Raw genomic sequence first — 21,964 nt, forward strand, 5'->3', positions numbered from 1 at the left:
AAAGGAGCCATTCATGGAGCAATATATAAATAATGCACCGTTTGCATTGGTAATCATGTTTTTGATTATAGGTTTTGTGTTCCTGATCAAAGGAGCAGATTTTTTTGTTGAGGGAAGTTCCAGCATTGCAAAGAAGCTGAAAGTTCCTTCAATCATCATCGGTCTAACGATCGTTGCAATGGGAACATCCCTTCCGGAAACTGCAGTCAGTGTGACTGCATCATTGGTGCACAATAATGAACTTGCAGTCAGTAATGTAGTCGGATCTAATATTTTTAATCTGATGTTTGTGATCGGTGTTTGTGCGATAATGACACCGATCATGGTGCAGAAGGATACGATCGTGAGGGATATTCCACTATCTGTTATCTGTGCGCTGCTTCTTCTGGGACTGGGATATCTTGCACTGGGAGATGTACACGGAATGATATTGGGACATTTGGACGGAGCTGTTTTTCTGGGCGCATTTGCGGGATATATTTTCTATATGATCCGAACTGCAATGAAAGCAAGAACCGAAGGGAAAAAAGTCGAGATCGAAGCAGTTGAGGAGCTGGAAGATGGAGAACTGAAACTGTTGTCTTATCCAAAGAGTATTCTCTGCATTGTTGGTGGTGCAGTGGCAATTGCATTTGGTGGGGATATGACAGTTGATGCGGCAAGCAGGATCGCAATAGATCTGGGAATGAGCCAGACACTTGTGGGATTGACGATCGTTTCAATTGGAACGTCACTTCCTGAACTGGTTACTTCTGTGGTTGCGGCACGCAAAAATGAAGTTGATATGGCAGTGGGAAATGCAGTCGGTTCGAATATATTTAATATTCTGATGGTCCTTGGTATTGCATCTGCTATCAGTCCGATGTCGCTGATCAGTGAAAATGTGATCGATATTCTGGTCCTTGTCGGCTTTTCTGTCGTAGTCTGGTTTTTTGCCAGAAGTGACAGGAAGATCACAAGAAACGAGGGTATTGCCATGGTGGCAATGTATCTGATCTACACGGCATATATTATTATGAGATGACTGCCATTCGATATGGTAATTGCAGGCATTTGCAGATAAACTTGAACTCCTGCAGTTTTTGTGTTATGATAGATCAAAATTTGGCTTTTATAAAATTATGCTTATTTTTTACATTATAGTTTGCTTTATATAAAGTTAAGAAGAGAAGAGGAGAAATATTTATGTGTGGAATAGTTGGTTTTACAGGATGCCATCAGGCAGCCCCGATCCTTCTGGATGGCCTTTCTAAGCTGGAATATCGTGGATATGATTCCGCGGGTATTGCGGTTCGTGATGGCGAAGGTGAGACAGAAGTCATCAAGGCGAAAGGACGTCTGAAGGTTTTATCCGAGAAGACAAATGACGGAGAATCTGTTCCGGGTACATGTGGTATCGGACATACCAGATGGGCAACTCACGGCGAACCATCTGAGAACAATGCACACCCACATGTAAGTGATGATGGAAATGTTGTTGCAGTTCATAACGGAATCATTGAGAACTATCAGGAGCTGAAGGATAAACTTCTTCGCAAAGGTTATGCATTTTATTCTGAGACCGATACAGAAGTTGCTGTTAAACTGGTGGATTATTATTACAAGAAATACGAGGGAACACCGGTCGATGCGATCAATCATGCAATGGTCCGTATCCGTGGTTCTTATGCACTTGCAATCATGTTTAAAGATTATCCGGAAGAAATCTATGTAGCTCGTAAAGACAGCCCGATGATTCTGGGTGTTTCTGATGGAGAGTCTTACGTTGCATCTGATGTTCCGGCTATTCTGAAATATACAAGAAATGTATATTATATCGGAAACCTGGAGATGGCCCGCGTTCGTAAAGGTGAGATCACATTCTATAACCTGGATGGCGAAGAAATCCAGAAACAGATGAAAACAATCGAGTGGGATGCAGAAGCAGCAGAAAAAGCCGGTTTCGAGCATTTCATGATGAAAGAGATCCACGAGCAGCCGAAAGCAGTTCAGGACACTTTGAGTTCTGTTGTGAAAGACGGACAGATCGATCTTTCTGAAATCGGACTTACAGATGAAAATATTCAGGACATTGACCAGATTTATATTATCGCATGTGGTTCTGCATATCATGTGGGAATGGCTGCACAGTATGTATTTGAAGATATGGTTCGTGTTCCAGTTCGTGTTGAGCTGGCATCCGAATTCCGTTACAGAAATCCGATTTTGAATCCGAAAGCGCTGGCAATCATTATCAGCCAGTCCGGTGAGACTGCAGACAGTCTTGCAGCACTGCGTCTCTGCAAAGAAAACAACATCCGTACACTTGGCATTGTAAATGTGGTTGGTTCCTCTATTGCGCGTGAAGCAGACAATGTCTTCTATACACTTGCAGGTCCGGAGATCTCTGTTGCAACAACAAAAGCATACAGCACACAGCTGATTGCGTCCTATGCGCTGGCTATCCAGTTTGCAAAAGTAAAAGGTACGATTTCCGAGGAACAGTACGCGGCATATATTAAAGAACTTGAAACTCTGCCGGACAAGATTCAGAGGATCATTGATGACAAGGAGCGTATTCAGTGGTTCGCATCTAAACAGGCGAATGCAAAAGATGTATTCTTCATCGGTCGTGGCATTGATTATGCAATCTGTCTGGAAGGCAGCTTGAAGATGAAAGAAATCAGTTACATTCATTCTGAGGCATATGCAGCAGGTGAGCTGAAACACGGAACTATCTCCTTGATCGAAGACGGTACACTGGTGATCGGCGTTCTCACTCAGCCGGCTCTTTATGAAAAAACAGTCAGCAACATGGTAGAGTGCAAGAGCCGTGGCGCTTACCTGATGGGCCTGACTACATTTGGAAATTATAATATCGAAGATACTGCGGACTTCACTGTATATATGCCGAAGACAGATCCGCATTTTGCAACATCCCTTGCAGTCATTCCACTGCAGTTGCTGGGATACTATGTAAGTGTTGCCAAGGGTCTTGATGTAGATAAGCCGAGAAACCTTGCAAAGAGCGTAACGGTTGAATAAAGAAAATACACTATAATGGTGTGAGAAGTTGAATATGTAAATTAGGAAGCATCACCTGGATGGTCGCAGAGACTAACGGGTGGTGTTTTTGCATTTATGGAATAATATTTAAGGTTATTAAATATGAATATAAGTGAATTATAATAAATATAAATGGATAAAATAATACAAAATGTATTTCGTTTTCAAATCAATCATGGTATAGTAAGGGCAGGAGGGATTTTCAACATGAAAAACATATATTTGCTCAAGTATTCTGTTAAAGGTATAAAAACATTGGACGAGTTAGTTTCCTTATCTTTTTATAAAAAAATAATTCCTAAAAATCCAGATACACAGGAATATAATATAAAAGCGATTTATGGTATGAATGGTACGGGTAAATCTGCGATTGTATGCTCGGTTGAGATACTGAAAAATTTGCTTGTTAATGAAGAATATTTAACGAATCCATTAGTGCAGAAAAAACTGGGTGAACTGATCAATAAGAAAACAAATGAATTGTTTATAGAGGCTGATTATCTATACAAATATGATAATGGACAATTACTTCAGTTCTACTATAATGTGATAGTATCCAGAACTGTTTCGGGTAAATATGTTGTTTCATATGAGAAACTGACATCAAAAAATGCTACGTCAAAAAGTGAAAAAATGACAACAATTTTTGAAATTCAAAATGGAAAGATTGTTTATATTGAAAGAAAAGAGGAAGATAAAGAGTTCACTGAACTGCTCTTTAACAAAACTATGAACCTTTTGGAAAATTCTTCTATGGCGTGTTTGTTTATGAACAAGTTGTTTAGAAATATCGTGATAGAAGATAAAACAATCTATAAAAAAGAGCTTTTTTTCAAGTTGGTTTCTGTTGGGGTGTTTGGATTGAATCTTCATGCATATATGGATCAATATGATTATCATAAGGAATATTTGATAGAAAATCCGGAAAAATATTGTGAGTATGATATACAAACAAAGCAATTACAATATTTGATCATGAGTATAGATGGATTGTGTGATTTGAAAGGTTCAAAGAATTATGTATTAAAAAAAGCCTATAAACAATTTTCGAAAGCTGTAGGAGAGCTATATGAATTTTTGCACATATTTAAGTCTGACCTGAAAAATATAGAGATTGACAGGAAAGAAAACAAAGACTTTTGGTTATGTGATTTGATTATGGTTTATGATGATTACAAAGTGCATGCAGAATTTGAAAGTACGGGTATTAAAAAACTTATTCGTTTATTTACCTATCTGCAGAAGATGGTTCGCGGAGAAATTGTTTTCATTGATGAATTCGATTCAAATCTGCATGATGTTTATTTGTGTGCGATTCTGGAATATCTGATGGAGCATGGTAAGGGACAGTTATGCTTTACAACACATAATGTTGGGCCAATGGATGTCCTGAGACGACGCAAAAAGTCTATTGATTTTTTATCTGAAAATCATAAAATATATCCATGGACAGCAAATGGAAATTATTCACCTGCAAAACTGTACAGAAATGGAATGATTGAAGGATCTCCATTTAATGTGGATTCTATAGATTTTATTGGTGTATTTGATTCGGGTGAGGAGGATGAATAATGAGCCTCCAACTGATTTTTGTTGTTGAAACAAATAAAACATGTAAATCGGACTGGATTTATATCAAAGATACGATTGATTATTTTTTTGAGTATGATCGAACAGCAATTAAACTCACTCCAGTCTATATGGATGGAAAGGGAAAATACAAAAATAAAGAAAAAGAAATTTCAAAAAATATTGCTGCATATAAGGCGGGAGGAAAAGGACGACAGACGAAAGTAATCTATTGTTTTGATTGTGACGATTACAATACAAAACAGGAGGATGCCTTTTTTTTGGAAAAAGTGAGACAGTATTGTGCAGAGCAAAAATATGATTTTGTCTGGTTTTGTAAAGATATCGAGCGTGTTTATACGGGCAAAAAAGTAAATGCTGTTGATAAAAAGAAGAAATCGGAGGAATTTAAGAAAAAGAAACAAATTTCTGAAGTGAAAGTGGATAAACTGTCAGCAGCAGAATATCAGGAGAATACAAGTAATATATTAAGGATTTTGGAGCAGTATTTGGATATGAAGAGGTGAGATGAAGTGATAAGCTCTCTTATATTTTGAACGGAGCATCTGATAGATGCTGGAGATTCAGAGTATAGGAGAGTTTTTCTATAATTGAAATACATTCAGAATATCGATATAAAGTTTCAACATGATGGAATATATTTAATGGAATATAACATAGATTAGTGATATGCTTTATAAAATAATTAATACATATGAAATTCTTTGTCGGGAGGAAAAGTATGAGAGAAAAGGTGCTTAATGTAATTGGTAATAATCTGGAAACTGTAATTAAAGAAGATTTAAAAAATATTGTCACAAATAAAAAAATGGAAAAAGAATTTCTAGAATGTGGAGATTTTATAGGAACGTACGAGAATTCTTTTGACAATGCGCTTTTAGAAACATTCTCGAGAGAAAATTTACAAGTAATTTATAGAAAATTGAAAGGGGTAAATGGATATGAATATATTGAAAAATTGAAACTATTTCTTGAAAAACTATGTGAGGAATATCAAGTAGAGGGCAGGGATTATTTTATTGAACAGTTTATAAATATGTTTAAAGATTGCATTTATAGAAATGATAGAACATTAGCACAGGAAATTTTTTCGGCAGATTTTAGAGTGGATATGAATCAGAATTTTGCAATTGCACGTGAAAGGATAGATCTTCTTAATAGTAAAGTAGATTTATTGTTTGTGTCGATGAATAAGGATTCATACAATAATGCGCAAATTCCATTGCCTGATAACAGGGAAATGCTGAACAATGAAGAACAAAACTTGCTGGAATGGAAATTGATTCATCCGAAGAGAGATGATTCTAAGGATAATATAAAGGAAAGAGTAAAGTATTTAACTGTTTTATGGAAAAAAGAACGACAAGCTGTTCCTGGGTGGTATGTGATTCCTAAAAATAAGAGAAAGGAACTGGAATTATATACACGAGAATATGAATATATTTATAATGAAGATATTCTTTCTTTTAGAGAATTATTTGAATTTGCGCATGAAGTGATATGGCGATTTGAAATGGGGTTTATGAAATATTCTATGAAAATGCAGAATAGAATACATGAGATTTGGATGTGTGCCAGTGAAAAGAATGATTTTTTGAATAATACAGAAGTAAAAGGAAAGTATTTTTTTATAGGACAAGTACTTTTGCGTATGTATAGAGAAAACATGATGGATGAATTATGGCATTTGATATATGAAAAGTTAGAAAAATGTTCTGGATATATAGATACAGGTAGGGATGAATTGTACCTTGAAAAAATCAAGTATTCATTTATGAAAATGAACATATCAGAAGTGTGCATATTATTAAATGATAGATCTAGAATCAATGAAAAATCTTATAGTGTGCGAATGCAGATAGTTGGATTAAAAGCTGAATGCGGAATGTTAGATGATGCGGTGAAAGAATTGAATTTTTTGGAGAGTGCACTGGAAACAGAGATAGAGAAAGAGAAAAAAAATTCTAAACAAAAGGCAGGAATGGTCTATTATTCTTCTATTTTAGCTTGTAGTTATTTTTTACACAGATTTATATATCAGGCAATAAATCTACAAACACGTGATGAAACATTTAACAAACTAACGAATAAGGTTATGTTATATCAGCAGTACTTCGATTATGAGAAAGAAAGAGATGAATTTTATAAGGATTTATTTAGAGAACAGAAGAAAATGCGAAAAAAAACGCCTTTCGAATTAGGAAGAATAAATAGGATAATTTGTCAAGGAGGTAGGGTGCCGGGAAGTGGATATCAGTTTTATAGAATGTTGGATCGAACAGCGATACCCCTGCATATGAGATGGGTTCGATTGCTTGATGCAGATGAGTCGGATTTTATACTGAATTTAATAGATGATCATCCATATATTGGATGGTATATGTTGCTTAGATTGGGTGAGAGTGACACAACAAAAGCAACATTAACGCGGAGAGAATGTATAGAAATTATTAGAAAAGATGGAAGTTATGCACGAAACATATTTTCTTATGTATATAAAGCTGTGGATATAACTGTTGGTAATATCCAAGAAAAAGCAGATAGTATTTTTGGAACTGCATATGAACATATACTTTTAAATGGATTGGAGATTTTACGTAGATTTGCGTCAATAGCAAATATAACTGAACAGAAGAAATTAGTAGTATTGATGATAAAGATTATTGATGCAGATGTGGTTAGGAGATTCAGAGTACTTAATGACTGGATAAGACAAGTTATGAATGTGCTTGATGAACGTGTGAAAATTTCTATGCTGAATGAATTATTACAATGTTCGGGAAGAAAAAGAGCGACGTGGCATAATGAACCTGAAGTAGATCCGTTTGATGTGTTTACATGTAAAACGGTAGCAATAAATGATTACCAAAAAATAGAATTAGAGCCATGCTGGGTAAATTCTATGTTGGATAGTTGTCTAAGTGATGAACAGCAAAGAATGCATTATATACCAAGATTGGGAAAACTTGCCGAAGTTGGGATGCTGACATCAGAACAAAGTAAAAAATTTGGTGAGGTTTTATGGGAGAATATGGGAAAAAATGATTTTCCGTTAAAAGACACATATTATTTATGTACATATTTAAAATGGCCATATCCTGAAAATATAGATTTAGAAGCAAGAATAAAGAAAAGCATTTTGTCAGAAGCAGCTTTTGAGAAAATAAGAAAAGAAACATTATTATCTATTATACCAGATGTAAATAGAATGTTTTGGGAAATCAGAAATATCAATGATGAACGGACAGATTTCTGGAAAGAGACGGAATTGAAATTTTTGATAAAGGAATTAAGGAAATGCTGGATAACATTGAAAAATGAATATGAAATAAAATCGCACAAAAGTTTTTATGAAGATGAATTTAAAGAGGAAACAAGAGCATTAATAAATGTATTTTCTTCTTTTGAAAGGAATGCGATGCAGAGACTAGATGAAGTGGAAAAAAAGAAAATATTTCAAATGATTGATGAGATGGAAAAATATGATATTCCCTGTATTGAATTGCATGTATTAGCTGCTCCGGATGATGAAATAAAAAATATAGTAGAAAGTATAATAGAAGGATTTAAATCTGCACATTCAGATATTGAAACATCTGCAATGTGTGCGGTTAGAGTTCTCCTAATGTCGGATGTAGAAGAAAAATATATAAATCAGATATGTAATGAAATGCTTATACTTTGTAGATTTCGAAAGGAACCAGGATTATCAGACTACTTGATTGCATTATATAATACAATGTATCTTCATAAATTGAAATTAAATAAAAAAACAATAAAATTGATGAGCGCTGCGTTGACCGAGTTGGCGGAGTGGTCAGATTATTCAAATCTCGATGAAGATGTGGAAGAAAAAATAAAAAATATTATTGATATCAGAAAGAATAGTGCAGGCCTTGCTAATCAACTATATTTATATGAAGAAGGAGAAAATATTGAACATTCAAAAGGTGCATTAATCTGGAAAGAGATATGTCGAGGTGAAAAATCCTGTGTTGAATTTTCAGAGGTGAAAAACAATTGGTATTGAATGAAAGGAGAAAAGAAAGATTAAAATAAAAATTATTATTAAAATTATTGAGAAACATAATATGTTGGATTTTTGAAAGGATATATAGTAAGATATAAGAAATATATTTTCACAGGTGTAAGAGGTGAGATGTGAATGGGAAATTACCTGAATCCGGGGAGTCAGGCATTCCAGATGATTTTGGAATCGGAGATTTTTGTTGACAAAAGTGCTTTAATTGCGGTGACCAAACAGATATGCGCGCACGATGCAGCGATATATGTGTGTGAGTCGTCCGAGAAGATTTGGTAAATCAACAGCGGCAGACATGCTGGCAGCATACTACGGGCGAAATGAAGATACATCAGTTTTATTCGAAAAATTGAAAATCAGTCAGGAACAATCATACCAGAAACATTTAAATAAATATGATGTGATTAAAATTAATATGCAGGAATTTTTGAGCATGAGTGAGAGCGTTGAGGATATGTTGAGTATTCTGCAAATGAGATTGATTAAAGATTTAAAAAGTGCTTATCCGGAGGTTGTCAGCAGTGACCGTCTTATATTTGCCATGCAGGATGTTTTTGCAGAGACAAAATGTCAGTTTGTTATATTGATTGACGAATGGGACTGCCTTTTTCGAGAATATAAGCAGGATAAAGAAGTACAGAAAAAATATCTGGACTTTCTCAGAATGTGGCTGAAGAATAAAGAATATGTTGCGCTTGCTTATATGACAGGAATCCTTCCGATTAAGAAATATGGTTCACATTCTGCATTAAATATGTTTTCTGAGTACTCTATGCTTAACCCACGTGAAATGGCAGAGTTTTTCGGATTTACGGAAAAAGAAGTTCAGGAGCTTTGCAGCAAATATGACAGAAGTTTTGAGGAAACAAAAGCATGGTATAATGGATATGAGTTATCTGTTGTGGAAGCACAGAAACTAAAAGTTTATGCGATGTATAATCCAAAATCTGTAGTAGATGCCATGCTCAGTGGGATTTTTGACAATTATTGGAACCAGACAGAGACGTACGAAGCATTAAAGGCATATATATGTATGAATTTTGATGGACTCAAAGACTCTGTTATAAAAATATTGGCAGGTGATCGGGTACAGATCAATACAGGTACGTTTTCAAATGATATGACATCATTTCAAAGCAGAGATGATATATTGACTTTGCTTGTGCATTTAGGATATCTCAGTTATCATTGGCCGGATAAAATAGTCGCAATTCCTAATAAGGAAGTATCTCAGGAATATGTCAATGCTATCAGTACGATGGATTGGAATGAGGTTATTCATTCAGTAGAAGCTTCCAGAAAATTGCTTTAGGATTTATGGAGTATGAATGCGGATGCTGTTGCAGATGGAATAGACCGGGCACATCGAGAAATTTCAATATTACAGTATAATGATGAAAATTCTCTGAGTTGTACGATTAACCTTGCCTTTTATTTTGCAAGGGAATATTACACAATTATAAGAGAATTGCCAACAGGAAAAGGATTTGAGGATATCTGTTTTGTGCCAAGAAAACTTCATGCAGATAAACCGGCAGCGGTAATCGAGTTAAAATGGGACAAAGATGCAGAAGGAGCTATTGCACAGATAAAAGAGAAACGATACGCAGAAGCATTGAAAGAGTATCACGGAAACCTGCTCCTCGCGGGAATTAATTATGATAGAAAAACGAAAAAATACAGTTGTGTGATAGAAAAGTATGAGATGATATAAAAATACCACCGGTTAGTCAGCGTATGGAGATGACTGACAGGTGGTGTTTTACAGGAGAACAAAAGATGGAAGAGAAAAATACAGACAAACTTTTGTTTCCGCTATCTTATGATGCGGATTTGAAAGAAACGGACGATTTAAAAATATACTATCAATATTTGGATGAAGCATTTGCTGAGCCGCGTATATGCAACATGGCGGTATCTGGCAGTCATGGAATCGGTAAGAGTAGTATTTTGCATTCGTATGATAAGAAACGACAGCAAAGACGGGACGAAGAGAAGAATGCTTTTGAAAAATGGATTTTCAAAATACCGGTTTTGAGAAAATGTAAAAAACATAAACGGCAAAAACAGACAGAGCCTCATTTTTTATATGTTTCGCTGGGAAAATACATAAATGATGACACTGAGAAAGAATCAGAAGAGAAGAATATTATCGAACGACGGATTCTTCTTCAGATTTATGCTCGCTTTCATAAGAGAGATATTGAAGCAGGAAGATTTGATATGATTCAGGAGCCGAGTTGCTTTGGAAGGCTTAACGCCAATCTGGGCGGATTGCTGATATTAATGATATTGTTACTAATCTTTTACCAGCCTTTGGGAAGTTTGATAAAATCAGTTGTGGGCAAAAGTTGTCTGTTATTAAAATGGAAAACTCAAATTCATATTTTCCTCTATCTGATTGTATTTGTAGCAGTCGTAGTGATTGGCCGACATTTGATTTATTATATGCTGACACAGATGCGCCTGAAAAATATAGCTGTGAAATCAGACAACACAGAAATTGATATCGAAAGAAGTGCATGTGAGGATTATCTGGATCTATATGCGACGGAACTTATTTACTGTCTGGAACAAATTGCGGATAAAGTAGACCGAACAGTAGTGTTTGAGGATATGGACCGTTTGAACCAGAAGGACTGTATAGAGATTTTCTCACGTTTAAGGGAAATCAATTATATGCTCAATCAGAGACTACAGGGGGAAAAATATGTTCGTTTTATATATGTGATTAAGGATGAGGTTCTGAATGAGCTGCAGCATGCGAAGTTTTTTGATTATATTCTTCCAATAGTTCCAGGAATGAATAAAAGAAGCTCCGAAGATATCTTCCGGGAAAATCTTAAGAAAGTAAATAAAAAACTTAGAGAGCTTTACGGAGAAGCTTATGAGGAAGCTTATGGGGAGATACTTATTAATACAATTTTGTTTTATACTGAACGTTCGGCAGAAAAAAGTCTGGTTTATATGGCAGCCCCATATATAAAAGACTATCGTATGCAATATGCGATTTTGAATGACTATGGTTTATTCTTTGGATTATATTATAAAAATAATATTAAAAGGCTTAAAGTAAGTAAATTTAAGGATATGGCTGAACAGATATTAGCATTAGCTATATATAAAAATATTTGGCCTCAGTATTATGGAAAGGTAACATCGGGAGAAAGCATTGAACTTTTTCCTACTAATGTGGCAAAAAATAAAAAACTTGCGGAAGTACTGGTTGACTCACGATATCAATTTTTGACATATGAAAATTTGTGTTATTTAGGATACAGCCGAGACAAATTGATTTATAATATAACGAACTATATTAAGGGAGGAAAAGTATATCGCAATCAGATTGAGGTGATAAGTTCATTTCCGGGTGATGAAGTGCATGTTGCGGCAATTAATGAGTTTGTGGATTTGGAAATACCCAAAAATGAAACTGACAGTAACATTGAGGAAATTTCAAGATTGTTGGCAGAGATTGTACGATATTATGTGAGATGTGATAGAGTTTTTGAAAGTAGGGTGTTAGATAAAAGAGATATTCATTTATGTTTAAGAACGTTAACTTTTTTAGATGAAGAGGAATGGTGTGAATATATAAATAAGGTTAAAAATGAGGTTTATTGGTTGTTGGATCCGGAAGCAGGTGATATATTTGATGTATTTAAAAATTGTTTGAATGTCGAATTTATTGCAACCAGAACTGACTGGACCGAAAAAGAAATTGAAATCTTCGTCTATGGAACTAACGATACTGAAAAATATAAAGGGATTCGTTTACATGCAAAAGATTTCGATGGAAAGCCGATGGTGATTGACTTGGAGGAGAGTATACGTCAGAGAAAAATCCAGAAAGTTGTTCCAAATATAACAGCATAGAATTACTTTCAGATGTTATATTTGAATTAAATGAATTACCAGATAATTACAATGATATTGCAGATAGCATATTAGTTCCAATGGCAAGAGACTCTTTGTTAAATTCTTTGGATGACATTTTGGTTACTATGGGATATAACAAAATGGGATTGGCGAAGAAAATGCAGTAATTTAAGCAGATCGGTGATGAAATTACCTATAAGACTAATGGAGATCTTGAAGTAAAAGTTAAGATTGATGCTGCAAAAGAAAAGAAAGCAGAAGATCTGCTTCTGATGCTGGTTGATCCGGAAACAGGAAAAGTTGTATTTATCACAATTGATGAAATTGACCCTGTAACAGGTGAACTTAAAGTTATACTTCCATTCCTTGGAGCAATCACACTTCTTGATAAAAGCGCTGTAGATGAAAATGAAATTGAAACACAGACTACAGATGCAGGAGCTGCAGATACTGAAACAGCTGCAGAATAATGTGAAGGGATACTTGTATGTCACAGCATAAACACAGACATAGAAAGAGCTTTTTGTCTTCGGCAGGATATTATATTCTGGTTGTCATTCTGATTGTATGCCTGGCAATGATGGTGAAGGTAAACAGATCCAAAAGAGCTGAGCGTGATGATTATAAGGCGACTCTTTCAAAACAGGAGACGGTAGAAGATCTTGGAAATATTACAATTACAAAGCCAACCGATGCACCGGAGGATGCGGTAGTCAGAAATACAGAAGACAATACCGGAGAAGACGGTTCAGAAGAAGGCAGTGAGCAGACCCCGGCAGAGGATAAAACGGAATAGCTGTTGGTGAATGATTATTTATGATAAGAGAAAGTCGAGAGGCTTTCTCTTTTTTTTCAGGTTTTCCGCTTTTTATCTTTCATCCACATCTGGATATATTCCATCTGTTCCTGGTCGGATATTTCCTGTGATCCGGGGTCATTTCCGGCGGCGAGGCAGCAGAAGAGCACAAATGCCTGCAGGCAGAAAAACACAATAAGTGCTACAATGATCAAATTCCGCACCCCCTTTCACTGAAACTGGAATATATTAATATAGAAACCTTTATCTGGAGTATATGCATGAACGAGTCATTTTATACAGGAAAGGGAATCGGAGTGGCAATTCTTGACACGGGAATCTATCCGCATATAGATTTTGACAGCAGAATCTGTGCTTTTGCGGATTTTATTGCACATAAAAAAGTTCCATATGACGACAATGGACATGGAACCTGTGTAGCCGGAATTCTGGCCGGGAGTGGCAGGGCCTCCATGGGAAAATATAAAGGGATGGCACCAGGCAGCAGGATAGCAGCGCTGAAAGTACTTGATCGGTTTGGAAATGGAAATAAAGAAGATGTCCTGCAGGCTTTTCGCTGGATTTTACAGAACAGGGAACGATACAAGCTTCGAATTGTTAATATTTCTGTGGGAACGACTTATCGCACACGAAACGAGCAGGATGTACTGGTGCAGGGTGTGGAGAAATTATGGGATGAAGGCCTGGTGGTGGTTGCGGCGGCAGGAAATCAGGGACCAAAGCCGGGGAGCGTGACGGCACCTGGATGCAGCAAAAAGATCATTACGGTGGGATCCAGTGATATGCTCTCGGGAAAGCGGGCAGTATCCGGGCGCGGACCAACATTTGAATGCGTGTGTAAACCGGATCTGGTGGCACCGGGACGGCAGATTATGGCATGTACGCCGGGAGCTGGAAACCTGTACAGCATGAAAAGCGGCACATCCATGTCAACACCGCTGGTGTCCGGTGCGATTGCGCTGGCACTGGAAAAAGATTCTCTGCTTTCCAATGTAGAGATTAAAATGATGCTGCGAGACAGCTGCGATGATATGGGACTGCCGAGAAACCAGCAGGGATGGGGAAAGTTCAACTGCAAAAAGTTTTTGGCATTATAGGAAAACTACATTATTGTATAAACAAAAATGCATGATTTTACCATAGTAAAGGCCGAAAGTATTGACGGAAATCCTTTTTTCGGATAGAATAATAGGAAATTGGTCATTGTTTACAGATAATTATAAAGAGAATGACCAGTGACAGAAAATCAGATATCAGACAAGGGAGACGTATTATGGAAAAAATTCAAATGACGACACCGTTGGTAGAGATGGACGGAGATGAGATGACCAGAATCCTCTGGAAAATGATCAAAGATGAACTTCTTCTTCCGTTTATTGATCTGAACACAGAGTATTATGATCTTGGGTTAAATTATCGTAATGAAACAGATGACCAGGTTACGATCGATGCTGCCGAAGCAACTAAGAAATATGGTGTTGCAGTAAAATGTGCGACGATCACACCAAATCATGCACGTATGGACGAATATGATCTCAAGAAGATGTACAAGAGCCCGAATGGTACGATCCGTGCAATCCTTGATGGAACAGTATTCCGTGCACCGATCGTTGTAAAGGGAATTGAGCCATGTGTACGCAACTGGAAGAAACCGATCACACTTGCGCGTCATGCATATGGAGATATTTACAAGAATACAGAGATGTACATTGACAAACCAGGTAAGGTTGAGCTGGTTTACACTTCAGAAGACGGTGAAGAGAAACGCTCCCTTGTACAGGAGTTCAAAGCACCGGGAGTTGCGATGGGCATGCACAACATGACTGCATCCATTGAAAGCTTTGCAAGAAGCTGTTTTAACTATGCACTGGATACGAAGCAGGATGTATGGTTTGGTGCGAAAGATACAATCTCCAAGACATACGATGCGAAATTCAAAGAAGTATTCCAGACGGTATTTGACACAGAATTTAAGGACAGATTCGAAGAAGCAGGACTTACTTATTTCTACAGTCTGATCGATGATATCGTAGCGCGTGTTATGAAGGCAGAAGGCGGATTTATCTGGGCATGCAAGAACTATGACGGAGATGTTATGAGCGATATGGTTTCTTCTGCATTCGGTTCTCTTGCAATGATGACATCAGTACTTGTTTCTCCTCAGGGATATTACGAATATGAAGCAGCGCATGGAACAGTACAGAGACATTATTATCGTCATCTGGAAGGAAAAGAAACTTCTACCAACTCTGTGGCAACGATTTTTGCATGGACAGGAGCTCTTCGTAAACGTGGAGAATTGGATGGCAATCAGAAACTGGAAGAGTTTGCAGATAAACTGGAAAAAGCTACCCTTTCCACGATTGAAAGTGGCAAGATGACCAAAGACCTTGCACTGATTACAACGATTGAGAATCCGACTGTACTGAACAGCCGTGATTTCATCCTTGCAATCAGAGAATCTCTGGAAAAAATGCTTTAATATACGCACAAAAGAGCCATTGTATCAATTGCGATACAGTGGCTCTTGTAATATGGGAGAGAAAATTGCAGTTATGCAAGTTCCTCCCATTTTTCATATAATTCTTCAAGTTCTGCCTGAATCTTGTCTTTTTCGCGGCTCAGTTCCGCACAGCGTCCTACATTCGTACAGACATCCGGAAGAACGAGAGTGTCGTCGATCTCTTTATCTCGTGTTTCAAGTTCCTCGATGCGTTTTTCGACTTTTTTAAGTTCGTTTTCCTGTTTACGCTTGCGAGCCTGTTCTTCTTTTTGCTGCTGCCAGGTGAGTTTTCCCTCAGAAGGTGTTTCTTCATTAACTTCTTCGGTGGCTTCCTGTGCAGTCGGAGCATATTTCTCAGTCAGTTCTTCTTTTTTCTCCAGATAGTAGTCGTAATCACCGATATAGTTGACAACTGACTGATTTGTCAGATCAAGAATGCGGGTTGCAGTCTGGTTGATGAAATAACGGTCATGAGAAACGTACAGTACCGTTCCGGTGTAGCTGTTCAGGGCTTCCTCCAGGATTTCTTTGGATGCGATATCCAGGTGGTTGGTAGGCTCATCGAGAATCAGAAAGTTTGCTTCTGAGAGCATCAGTTTTGCAAGAGAAACACGGCCTCGTTCGCCACCGGAAAGAGAGGAGATCACTTTGAATACATCGTCTCCGGTAAAGAGAAATGCTGCCAGCATATTACGGATCTGTGTCTCGGTCAGTGTCGGATATGTGTCTGAAATTTCCTCAAAAATTGTTTTTTCTGCATGAAGTACATGATGCTCCTGATCATAGTAACCAATCTGCACTTTGGCACCCAGAGAGAAGCTTCCGGTGTCTGCATCCAGAAGTCCGTTGAGAATCTTGAGCATTGTAGTTTTGCCGGTTCCGTTGTTTCCGATCAGTGCTACGCGCTCGCCTCGTTTGATCTGGAAAGAAATATTGGAAAAAAGTTTCTGCTGTGGGAAACTTTTGGCGAGATCTTCTACGGTAAGGACATCGTTTCCACTGACCACGCGTGGCTCAAGAGAAAGACGCATCTGGCTCTGGACTTCGATCGGTTTGTCGATCCGCTGAATCTTATTCAGCATCTTTTCACGGCTCTCTGCACGTTTGATGGATTTTTCTCTGTTGAAAGATTTCAGCTTGACGATAACGGCTTCCTGATGCTTGATCTCGCGCTGCTGGTTGAGATATGCCTTGTACTGGGCATCACGAAGCTGTGCTTTTTTCTCTGCATAAGCGGAGTAATTACCGGCATACATACGAACCTGTCCGGCATCGATCTCGATGACTTTTGTGACAACTTTGTCCAGAAAATAGCGGTCATGAGATACAATGAAAACAGCACCAGGATAATTGAGAAGATAAGTTTCCAGCCAGGCAATGCTTTCCATATCCAGGTGGTTGGTAGGCTCATCGAGCAGAAGGATATCTGGTTTGGAAATCAGCAGTTTACCGAGGGCAACACGTGTTTTCTGACCGCCGGAAAGAGTCGCCACCTGTTTGGTAAAATCCTCTTCTGTAAATCCGAGACCATTCAGAACACCCATAAGTTCGCTTTTGTAGGCATAGCCATTCTCCAGTTCAAATTCATGAGTCAGGCGGGTGTAGGAGTTCATCAGGCGGTCAAGTTCTTCGCCGGAAGCATTTTTCATCTGGACTTCCATGGCACGAAGGCGTTCTTCCATATCGATGATATACTGTTTGGTGCTTAAGAGTTCTTCATATACAGAAAGGTGTCCCTGCACATCCTGATACTGGGCGAGGTAACCGATGCGTTTGTCCTTGGCAAGAACTACCTGTCCGGCATCTGCATGGATCTCTTCCATTATAATGCGAAGAAGTGTGGTTTTGCCGGCACCGTTATTACCGATCAGAGCAGCTTTTTCGCGTTCTTCTATATGAAAAGAGGCATCTTCCAGAATCACTTTTTCACCGAAGGATTTGGAGATACCCTGACATGATAAAATCATAGTTATTCCTCCGAAGTAAATATACGGTATGATTATAAAAGCAAAAATGGCCTTTGTAAAGGAAAATCAATGAAAATTGTACATATTTGACAACATTGATTGACAACAAAATGTCAATTCGTTATAATTAACGAGAAAGTGTAAGGAGGGACAACGGTGGAAGCAAAACAGATTTCAAAAGCTGTGATTAAGAGACTGCCACGTTACTATAGATACCTTGGTGAACTTCTGGAAGACAATGTAGAGAGAATCTCTTCCAATGATCTTAGTAAAAAAATGCGTGTTACAGCGTCTCAGATACGTCAGGATCTGAATAATTTCGGGGGATTTGGACAGCAGGGATACGGTTATAATGTAAAATATCTTTATACAGAGATCGGTAAGATCCTGGGGCTGGATATCGTGCATCCGATGATCATTGTAGGAGCTGGTAATCTGGGGCAGGCACTTGCCAATTATGTTGAGTTTGAGAAGAGAGGATTCAAGCTGGTCGGTATTTTTGATGTAAATCCGGTACTTGAGGGAATTGCGGTTCGTGGGATTGAGATTCAGATGATCAGTGATCTTCCTTTCTTTATGAAAGAAAACAATATTGAGATCGCAATTCTGACATTGCCGAAGAATAAGGCACGTGATATGGCGGAGATTCTGATCGAGAACGGAATCAAAGCTATCTGGAATTTTGCACATATCGATCTGGATACTCCGGATGATGTGATCGTGGAGAATGTTCATCTTTCAGAGAGTCTTATGACATTATCCTATAATCTCAGTCAGTATCGTCAGGAACATATAGACGATGAGAAATAAGCAGCACTTATAAAGTGATGGCAGGACGGACAGACAGGCTGTTACCCGGCTCCTTATGGCAAGGAGGCTGCGTAATGGCCTTTTATGCTAATTATGGCAGGTGAGGAAAAAGAATGAAACAGATTGTGACCTGTAAAGAAATGAAAGCTCTTGATGGAAATATGATTGAGGGAATCGGGATTCCGTCCTGTGTCCTGATGGAACGGGCAGCTCTGAAAGTCGCAGAAGAACTGGAACGGACGCTGGCAGACAAAAAACAGGAAGAACGGATTCTCTGTGTCTGCGGAAACGGGAACAACGGAGGAGATGGCGTGGCTGTTGCCCGTATTCTGAAACTGCATGGTTATCGTACAAGTCTGTATCTGGTGGGGAATCCGGACCACAGGACTGTGGAAATGCAGCGTCAGCTGGATATTGCAGCTGCCTGTCAGGTGCCGGTTGTGAATAACCTGGAAACAGAGGAATATACTACTATAGTAGATGCCATTTTCGGCGTTGGGCTGAGTCGTCCGGTCGAGGGCAGTTACAGAGATGTGATCATGGCACTGAATCAGTTGAATGCCTGGAAAGTGGCTGTTGATATTCCGTCCGGAGTAAATGGCGATACAGGAGCAGAACTTGGAGTTGCTTTTCATGCAGATCTGACAGTGACATTTGCATTTCGGAAAGCAGGCCTTTGCCTGTATCCGGGCAGGAAATTTGCCGGTAAAGTGATCGTTGCGGATGTTGGCATCTACGCGAGTGATAAGGTGAAACCATATTTATGGCAGACAGAAAAAACAGATATTCATTTTCTGCCGGATAAAATTGTTGATGGAAACAAAGGAACTTTTGGAAAGATTCTGGTCGTTGCCGGAAGTCCGGGCATGTGTGGGGCGGCTTACCTCAGTGCGTCGGGAGCTTTTGCAGTGGGCATCGGAATGGTGAAAATCGTTACGGCAGAAGAGAATCGGATTCCACTGCAGACAATGCTGCCGGAGGCGATGCTTGACTGTGGCGATGATTTTGCAAAAGATCTTGACTGGTGCGATATTGTGGTGATCGGCCCGGGAATTGGAACTACGTACCAGGCTGCCGAAAAAGTACAGTGGTTTCTGGAGGCAGCATCAGGAGCTGCTAAACCAGTCATACTGGATGCAGATGGGCTGAATCTGCTGGCACAGCATCCGGAATGGAAACAGTATCTTACGAGCCACGTGGTCATGACACCACATATGGGTGAGATGGGACGGCTGACAGGAAAAAAGGTCAGTGAACTTCAAAAAGACCGTATTGCAGCAGCGAGGGAGCTGGCGGCAGAGACCGGTGCGGTTTGTGTGCTGAAAGATGCATGTACCGTGACGGCAGCACCGGATGGAAATACCTGGATCAGTCTGGCGGGAAATCCTGGAATGGCGACTGCGGGAAGTGGAGATGTTCTGACCGGAATTCTTGCAGGTGTGCTGGCAATGTTCCTGAATAAAAGGACGGAACTGCCGGATACAGGCAGACAGGCTGCGTTGGGAGTACTGCTTCATGGTATGGCAGGAGATCTGGCAGCGAAAGAAAAAGGAACAGCAGGTATGAAGGCCGGAGATATTGTACGAGGAGCTTCAGAAGTTTTGAAAAATAAATAGAATACCGAAATATCTGAGCAGATCAGGCAGGAAGAGGAGGGTATTATGAAAAAATTTGAGAGAGTTAAAGCAGTAGTATCACTGGATGCCATTGCTCATAACTTTGAGGAAATGAAGAAAAACATTGCAGATGGTACCAGGATCGTAGCTGTTATCAAGGCCGATGGTTATGGACATGGTGCAGAAGCGATTTCGCGTCTTATAGAAGACTATGAGTACATCTGGGGATTTGCGACCGCGACAGCAGAGGAAGCGATTCAGTTGAAAGATGCCGGGATTGAGAAACCGGTATTGATTCTCGGACTTGTTTTTGAAGAGTATTTCCAGGAACTGATCAGAAAAGATGTGCGCCTGACGGTCTGTGAGTATGATGTGGCAAAAATCCTTTCTGATGAGGCAGTCCGCCAGGGCAGACAGGTGCATATCCACATTGCACTGGATACCGGAATGAGCCGTATTGGATTTGCAGATAAGCCGGAAAGCGTTGAGGAGATCAAAAAGATCGCCGCACTTCCAAATGTTGAGATTGAAGGTATGTTTACACACTTCGCGCGGGCAGATGAGACGGATAAAGCTCCGGCAGTAGAACAGCTGAAACGTTATCTTACGTTTGCTGACCTTCTGGAAAAGGCGGGAGTACAGATTCCGCTGAAGCATTGCTCGAACAGTGCGGGAATCATTCGTATGCCAGAGGCAAACCTGAACCTGGTCCGTGCGGGAATTACGATCTATGGTATTTATCCGTCCGATGAAGTGGAGAGGGACATTGTGAAACTGAAGCCGGCGATGGAGCTGAAGAGTCATGTGGCTTATGTGAAGGATCTTCCGGCAGGAACGGCGATCAGTTATGGCGGAACATTTGCTTCCGAAAACGATCTTCGTGTTGCAACGATTCCGGTTGGCTATGCGGATGGGTATCCGAGAACTCTGTCTAATAAAGGATGGGTTCTGATACATGGACAGAAAGCACCGATCCTTGGCAGAGTCTGTATGGACCAGTTCATGGTGGATGTTACACATATTCCGGATGTGAAACATGGAGATGAGGTAACATTGATCGGCAGGGACGGAGACGAATTTATCAGCATTGAGACTTTCGGCGATATGTCCGGCAGATTTTCTTATGAATTTGCCTGCGATATCAGTAAACGTGTCCCGAGAGTCTATATAAAAGACGGCAGAGAATAGGGAGATCTGACCTTCTTCGAATAAACTGCAGCACCACGCATGTATACACAGAAGAAAAATGGAAATACTAATTCCAGAGAAAAAAGAATCGGAGTGTGATTGTGTGGTAATTAAAAGAGGGGATATTTTTTATGCAGATTTAAGGCCGGTAGTTGGGAGTGAACAGGGTGGTGTCCGCCCGGTTCTGATCATTCAGAATGATGTGGGCAACCGACACAGTCCCACGGTCATCTGTGCTGCGATTACTTCTAAGATGAATAAGGCAAAGCTGCCGACGCATATTGAGATCGATGCTTCTTCTTATGGAATTGAGAAGGACTCGGTGATCTTGTTGGAACAGCTGCGTACGATCGATAAAAAAAGGCTGAAGGATAAGGTATGCCATCTTGACCAGACAATGCTGGATCGAGTGAATCATGCCCTTGAAATCAGCCTTGAACTTACTTTTTAGGCTGTTATCCTTGACGAACAGAAGCTAAAGTGCTATATTTTAGCAGTAATTGTGCT

General features: G+C 39.1%; 18 protein-coding genes. 16 read left to right on the forward strand and 2 right to left on the reverse strand.

Annotation, left to right across the window (positions count from 1 at the left end; genetic code table 11):
• Window positions 1-13 precede the first annotated feature (13 nt).
• The 10 genes from NQ503_RS07790 (at window position 14) to NQ503_RS07830 (ending at window position 13,352) form a co-directional block, all read left to right on the forward strand.
• On the forward strand, window positions 14-1,024 hold the full coding sequence (locus tag NQ503_RS07790) for a calcium/sodium antiporter (protein ID WP_005423436.1): 1,011 nt from the start codon (window positions 14-16) through the stop codon (window positions 1,022-1,024).
• A 161-nt stretch (window positions 1,025-1,185) separates the two neighbouring features.
• The gene (gene glmS / locus NQ503_RS07795) at window positions 1,186-3,024 is read left to right on the forward strand and encodes a glutamine--fructose-6-phosphate transaminase (isomerizing) (protein WP_005423434.1); all 1,839 of its coding nucleotides are present in this window, start codon (window positions 1,186-1,188) and stop codon (window positions 3,022-3,024) included.
• A gap of 228 nt (window positions 3,025-3,252) precedes the next feature.
• Window positions 3,253-4,617, forward strand: a complete 1,365-nt coding sequence (locus NQ503_RS07800; RefSeq protein ID WP_044925197.1) for an AAA family ATPase — start codon at window positions 3,253-3,255, stop codon at window positions 4,615-4,617.
• A complete protein-coding gene (locus NQ503_RS07805; protein ID WP_005423432.1) occupies window positions 4,617-5,141 on the forward strand; it encodes a hypothetical protein in 525 nt (174 codons plus the stop codon). Before NQ503_RS07800 ends, NQ503_RS07805 begins: the two co-directional genes overlap by 1 nt.
• Before the next feature lie 215 nt (window positions 5,142-5,356).
• Window positions 5,357-8,665, forward strand: coding sequence for a hypothetical protein (locus tag NQ503_RS07810; RefSeq protein ID WP_044925194.1), 3,309 nt, complete (start codon window positions 5,357-5,359; stop codon window positions 8,663-8,665).
• 247 nt (window positions 8,666-8,912) lie between these two features.
• A complete protein-coding gene (locus NQ503_RS07815) occupies window positions 8,913-9,989 on the forward strand; it encodes an AAA family ATPase (protein ID WP_330368375.1) in 1,077 nt (358 codons plus the stop codon).
• Between the two features lie 12 nt (window positions 9,990-10,001).
• The gene (locus NQ503_RS17620) at window positions 10,002-10,391 is read left to right on the forward strand and encodes a PD-(D/E)XK nuclease domain-containing protein (protein WP_005423425.1); all 390 of its coding nucleotides are present in this window, start codon (window positions 10,002-10,004) and stop codon (window positions 10,389-10,391) included.
• Between the two features lie 65 nt (window positions 10,392-10,456).
• Window positions 10,457-12,553 (forward strand): YobI family P-loop NTPase, encoded by a 2,097-nt coding sequence (locus NQ503_RS07820; RefSeq protein WP_044925192.1) that lies wholly within the window; start codon window positions 10,457-10,459, stop codon window positions 12,551-12,553.
• A 275-nt stretch (window positions 12,554-12,828) separates the two neighbouring features.
• Window positions 12,829-13,026: a hypothetical protein gene (locus NQ503_RS07825; RefSeq protein WP_005423421.1), complete on the forward strand. Its 198-nt coding sequence runs from the start codon at window positions 12,829-12,831 to the stop codon at window positions 13,024-13,026.
• Between the two features lie 17 nt (window positions 13,027-13,043).
• Window positions 13,044-13,352 (forward strand): hypothetical protein, encoded by a 309-nt coding sequence (locus NQ503_RS07830; RefSeq protein WP_005423419.1) that lies wholly within the window; start codon window positions 13,044-13,046, stop codon window positions 13,350-13,352.
• Window positions 13,353-13,408: 56 nt separating this feature from the next.
• Here the strand turns inward: NQ503_RS07830 and NQ503_RS07835 are convergent, their stop codons facing one another.
• The gene (locus NQ503_RS07835; RefSeq protein WP_154648316.1) at window positions 13,409-13,567 is read right to left on the reverse strand and encodes a hypothetical protein; all 159 of its coding nucleotides are present in this window, start codon (window positions 13,565-13,567) and stop codon (window positions 13,409-13,411) included.
• A 66-nt stretch (window positions 13,568-13,633) separates the two neighbouring features.
• On the opposite strand from NQ503_RS07835, the gene NQ503_RS07840 reads away from it, so the two are divergent.
• Window positions 13,634-14,470: a S8 family peptidase gene (locus tag NQ503_RS07840; RefSeq protein ID WP_005423417.1), complete on the forward strand. Its 837-nt coding sequence runs from the start codon at window positions 13,634-13,636 to the stop codon at window positions 14,468-14,470.
• 176 nt (window positions 14,471-14,646) lie between these two features.
• Window positions 14,647-15,855, forward strand: coding sequence for an NADP-dependent isocitrate dehydrogenase (locus tag NQ503_RS07845; protein ID WP_044925189.1), 1,209 nt, complete (start codon window positions 14,647-14,649; stop codon window positions 15,853-15,855).
• Window positions 15,856-15,926: 71 nt separating this feature from the next.
• On the opposite strand, the gene abc-f is transcribed toward NQ503_RS07845, so the two are convergent.
• The gene (gene abc-f, locus NQ503_RS07850) at window positions 15,927-17,843 is read right to left on the reverse strand and encodes a ribosomal protection-like ABC-F family protein (protein ID WP_005423414.1); all 1,917 of its coding nucleotides are present in this window, start codon (window positions 17,841-17,843) and stop codon (window positions 15,927-15,929) included.
• A gap of 156 nt (window positions 17,844-17,999) precedes the next feature.
• Here abc-f and NQ503_RS07855 point away from each other — a divergent pair, with 156 nt between their 5' ends.
• The 4 genes from NQ503_RS07855 to NQ503_RS07870 all read left to right on the forward strand — a co-directional run bounded on the left by NQ503_RS07855 (window position 18,000) and on the right by NQ503_RS07870 (window position 21,908).
• A complete protein-coding gene (locus tag NQ503_RS07855; RefSeq protein ID WP_022388755.1) occupies window positions 18,000-18,653 on the forward strand; it encodes a redox-sensing transcriptional repressor Rex in 654 nt (217 codons plus the stop codon).
• Between the two features lie 113 nt (window positions 18,654-18,766).
• The gene (locus NQ503_RS07860; protein ID WP_005423410.1) at window positions 18,767-20,269 is read left to right on the forward strand and encodes a bifunctional ADP-dependent NAD(P)H-hydrate dehydratase/NAD(P)H-hydrate epimerase; all 1,503 of its coding nucleotides are present in this window, start codon (window positions 18,767-18,769) and stop codon (window positions 20,267-20,269) included.
• A 45-nt stretch (window positions 20,270-20,314) separates the two neighbouring features.
• A complete protein-coding gene (gene alr, locus NQ503_RS07865) occupies window positions 20,315-21,457 on the forward strand; it encodes an alanine racemase (RefSeq protein ID WP_005423408.1) in 1,143 nt (380 codons plus the stop codon).
• Between the two features lie 58 nt (window positions 21,458-21,515).
• Window positions 21,516-21,908: a type II toxin-antitoxin system PemK/MazF family toxin gene (locus tag NQ503_RS07870; RefSeq protein WP_005423406.1), complete on the forward strand. Its 393-nt coding sequence runs from the start codon at window positions 21,516-21,518 to the stop codon at window positions 21,906-21,908.
• Window positions 21,909-21,964 lie beyond the last annotated feature (56 nt).

The sequence above is a fragment of the Blautia obeum ATCC 29174 genome, from assembly GCF_025147765.1.
Lineage (GTDB): Bacteria > Bacillota > Clostridia > Lachnospirales > Lachnospiraceae > Blautia_A > Blautia_A obeum.

Coding starts and splice junctions, on each gene's coding strand:
- glmS (WP_005423434.1), top strand. CDS start 1,186: ATGTGTGGAATAGTTGGTTTTACAGGATGCCATCAGGCAGCCCCGATC.
- NQ503_RS07830 (WP_005423419.1), top strand. CDS start 13,044: ATGTCACAGCATAAACACAGACATAGAAAGAGCTTTTTGTCTTCGGCA.
- NQ503_RS07815 (WP_330368375.1), top strand. CDS start 8,913: ATGCAGCGATATATGTGTGTGAGTCGTCCGAGAAGATTTGGTAAATCA.
- NQ503_RS07840 (WP_005423417.1), top strand. CDS start 13,634: ATGAACGAGTCATTTTATACAGGAAAGGGAATCGGAGTGGCAATTCTT.
- NQ503_RS07825 (WP_005423421.1), top strand. CDS start 12,829: ATGCTGGTTGATCCGGAAACAGGAAAAGTTGTATTTATCACAATTGAT.
- NQ503_RS07870 (WP_005423406.1), top strand. CDS start 21,516: ATGGAAATACTAATTCCAGAGAAAAAAGAATCGGAGTGTGATTGTGTG.
- NQ503_RS07860 (WP_005423410.1), top strand. CDS start 18,767: ATGAAACAGATTGTGACCTGTAAAGAAATGAAAGCTCTTGATGGAAAT.
- NQ503_RS07845 (WP_044925189.1), top strand. CDS start 14,647: ATGGAAAAAATTCAAATGACGACACCGTTGGTAGAGATGGACGGAGAT.
- NQ503_RS17620 (WP_005423425.1), top strand. CDS start 10,002: ATGAATGCGGATGCTGTTGCAGATGGAATAGACCGGGCACATCGAGAA.
- NQ503_RS07810 (WP_044925194.1), top strand. CDS start 5,357: ATGAGAGAAAAGGTGCTTAATGTAATTGGTAATAATCTGGAAACTGTA.
- alr (WP_005423408.1), top strand. CDS start 20,315: ATGAAAAAATTTGAGAGAGTTAAAGCAGTAGTATCACTGGATGCCATT.
- NQ503_RS07820 (WP_044925192.1), top strand. CDS start 10,457: ATGGAAGAGAAAAATACAGACAAACTTTTGTTTCCGCTATCTTATGAT.
- NQ503_RS07805 (WP_005423432.1), top strand. CDS start 4,617: ATGAGCCTCCAACTGATTTTTGTTGTTGAAACAAATAAAACATGTAAA.
- NQ503_RS07800 (WP_044925197.1), top strand. CDS start 3,253: ATGAAAAACATATATTTGCTCAAGTATTCTGTTAAAGGTATAAAAACA.
- abc-f (WP_005423414.1), bottom strand. CDS start 17,843: ATGATTTTATCATGTCAGGGTATCTCCAAATCCTTCGGTGAAAAAGTG.
- NQ503_RS07790 (WP_005423436.1), top strand. CDS start 14: ATGGAGCAATATATAAATAATGCACCGTTTGCATTGGTAATCATGTTT.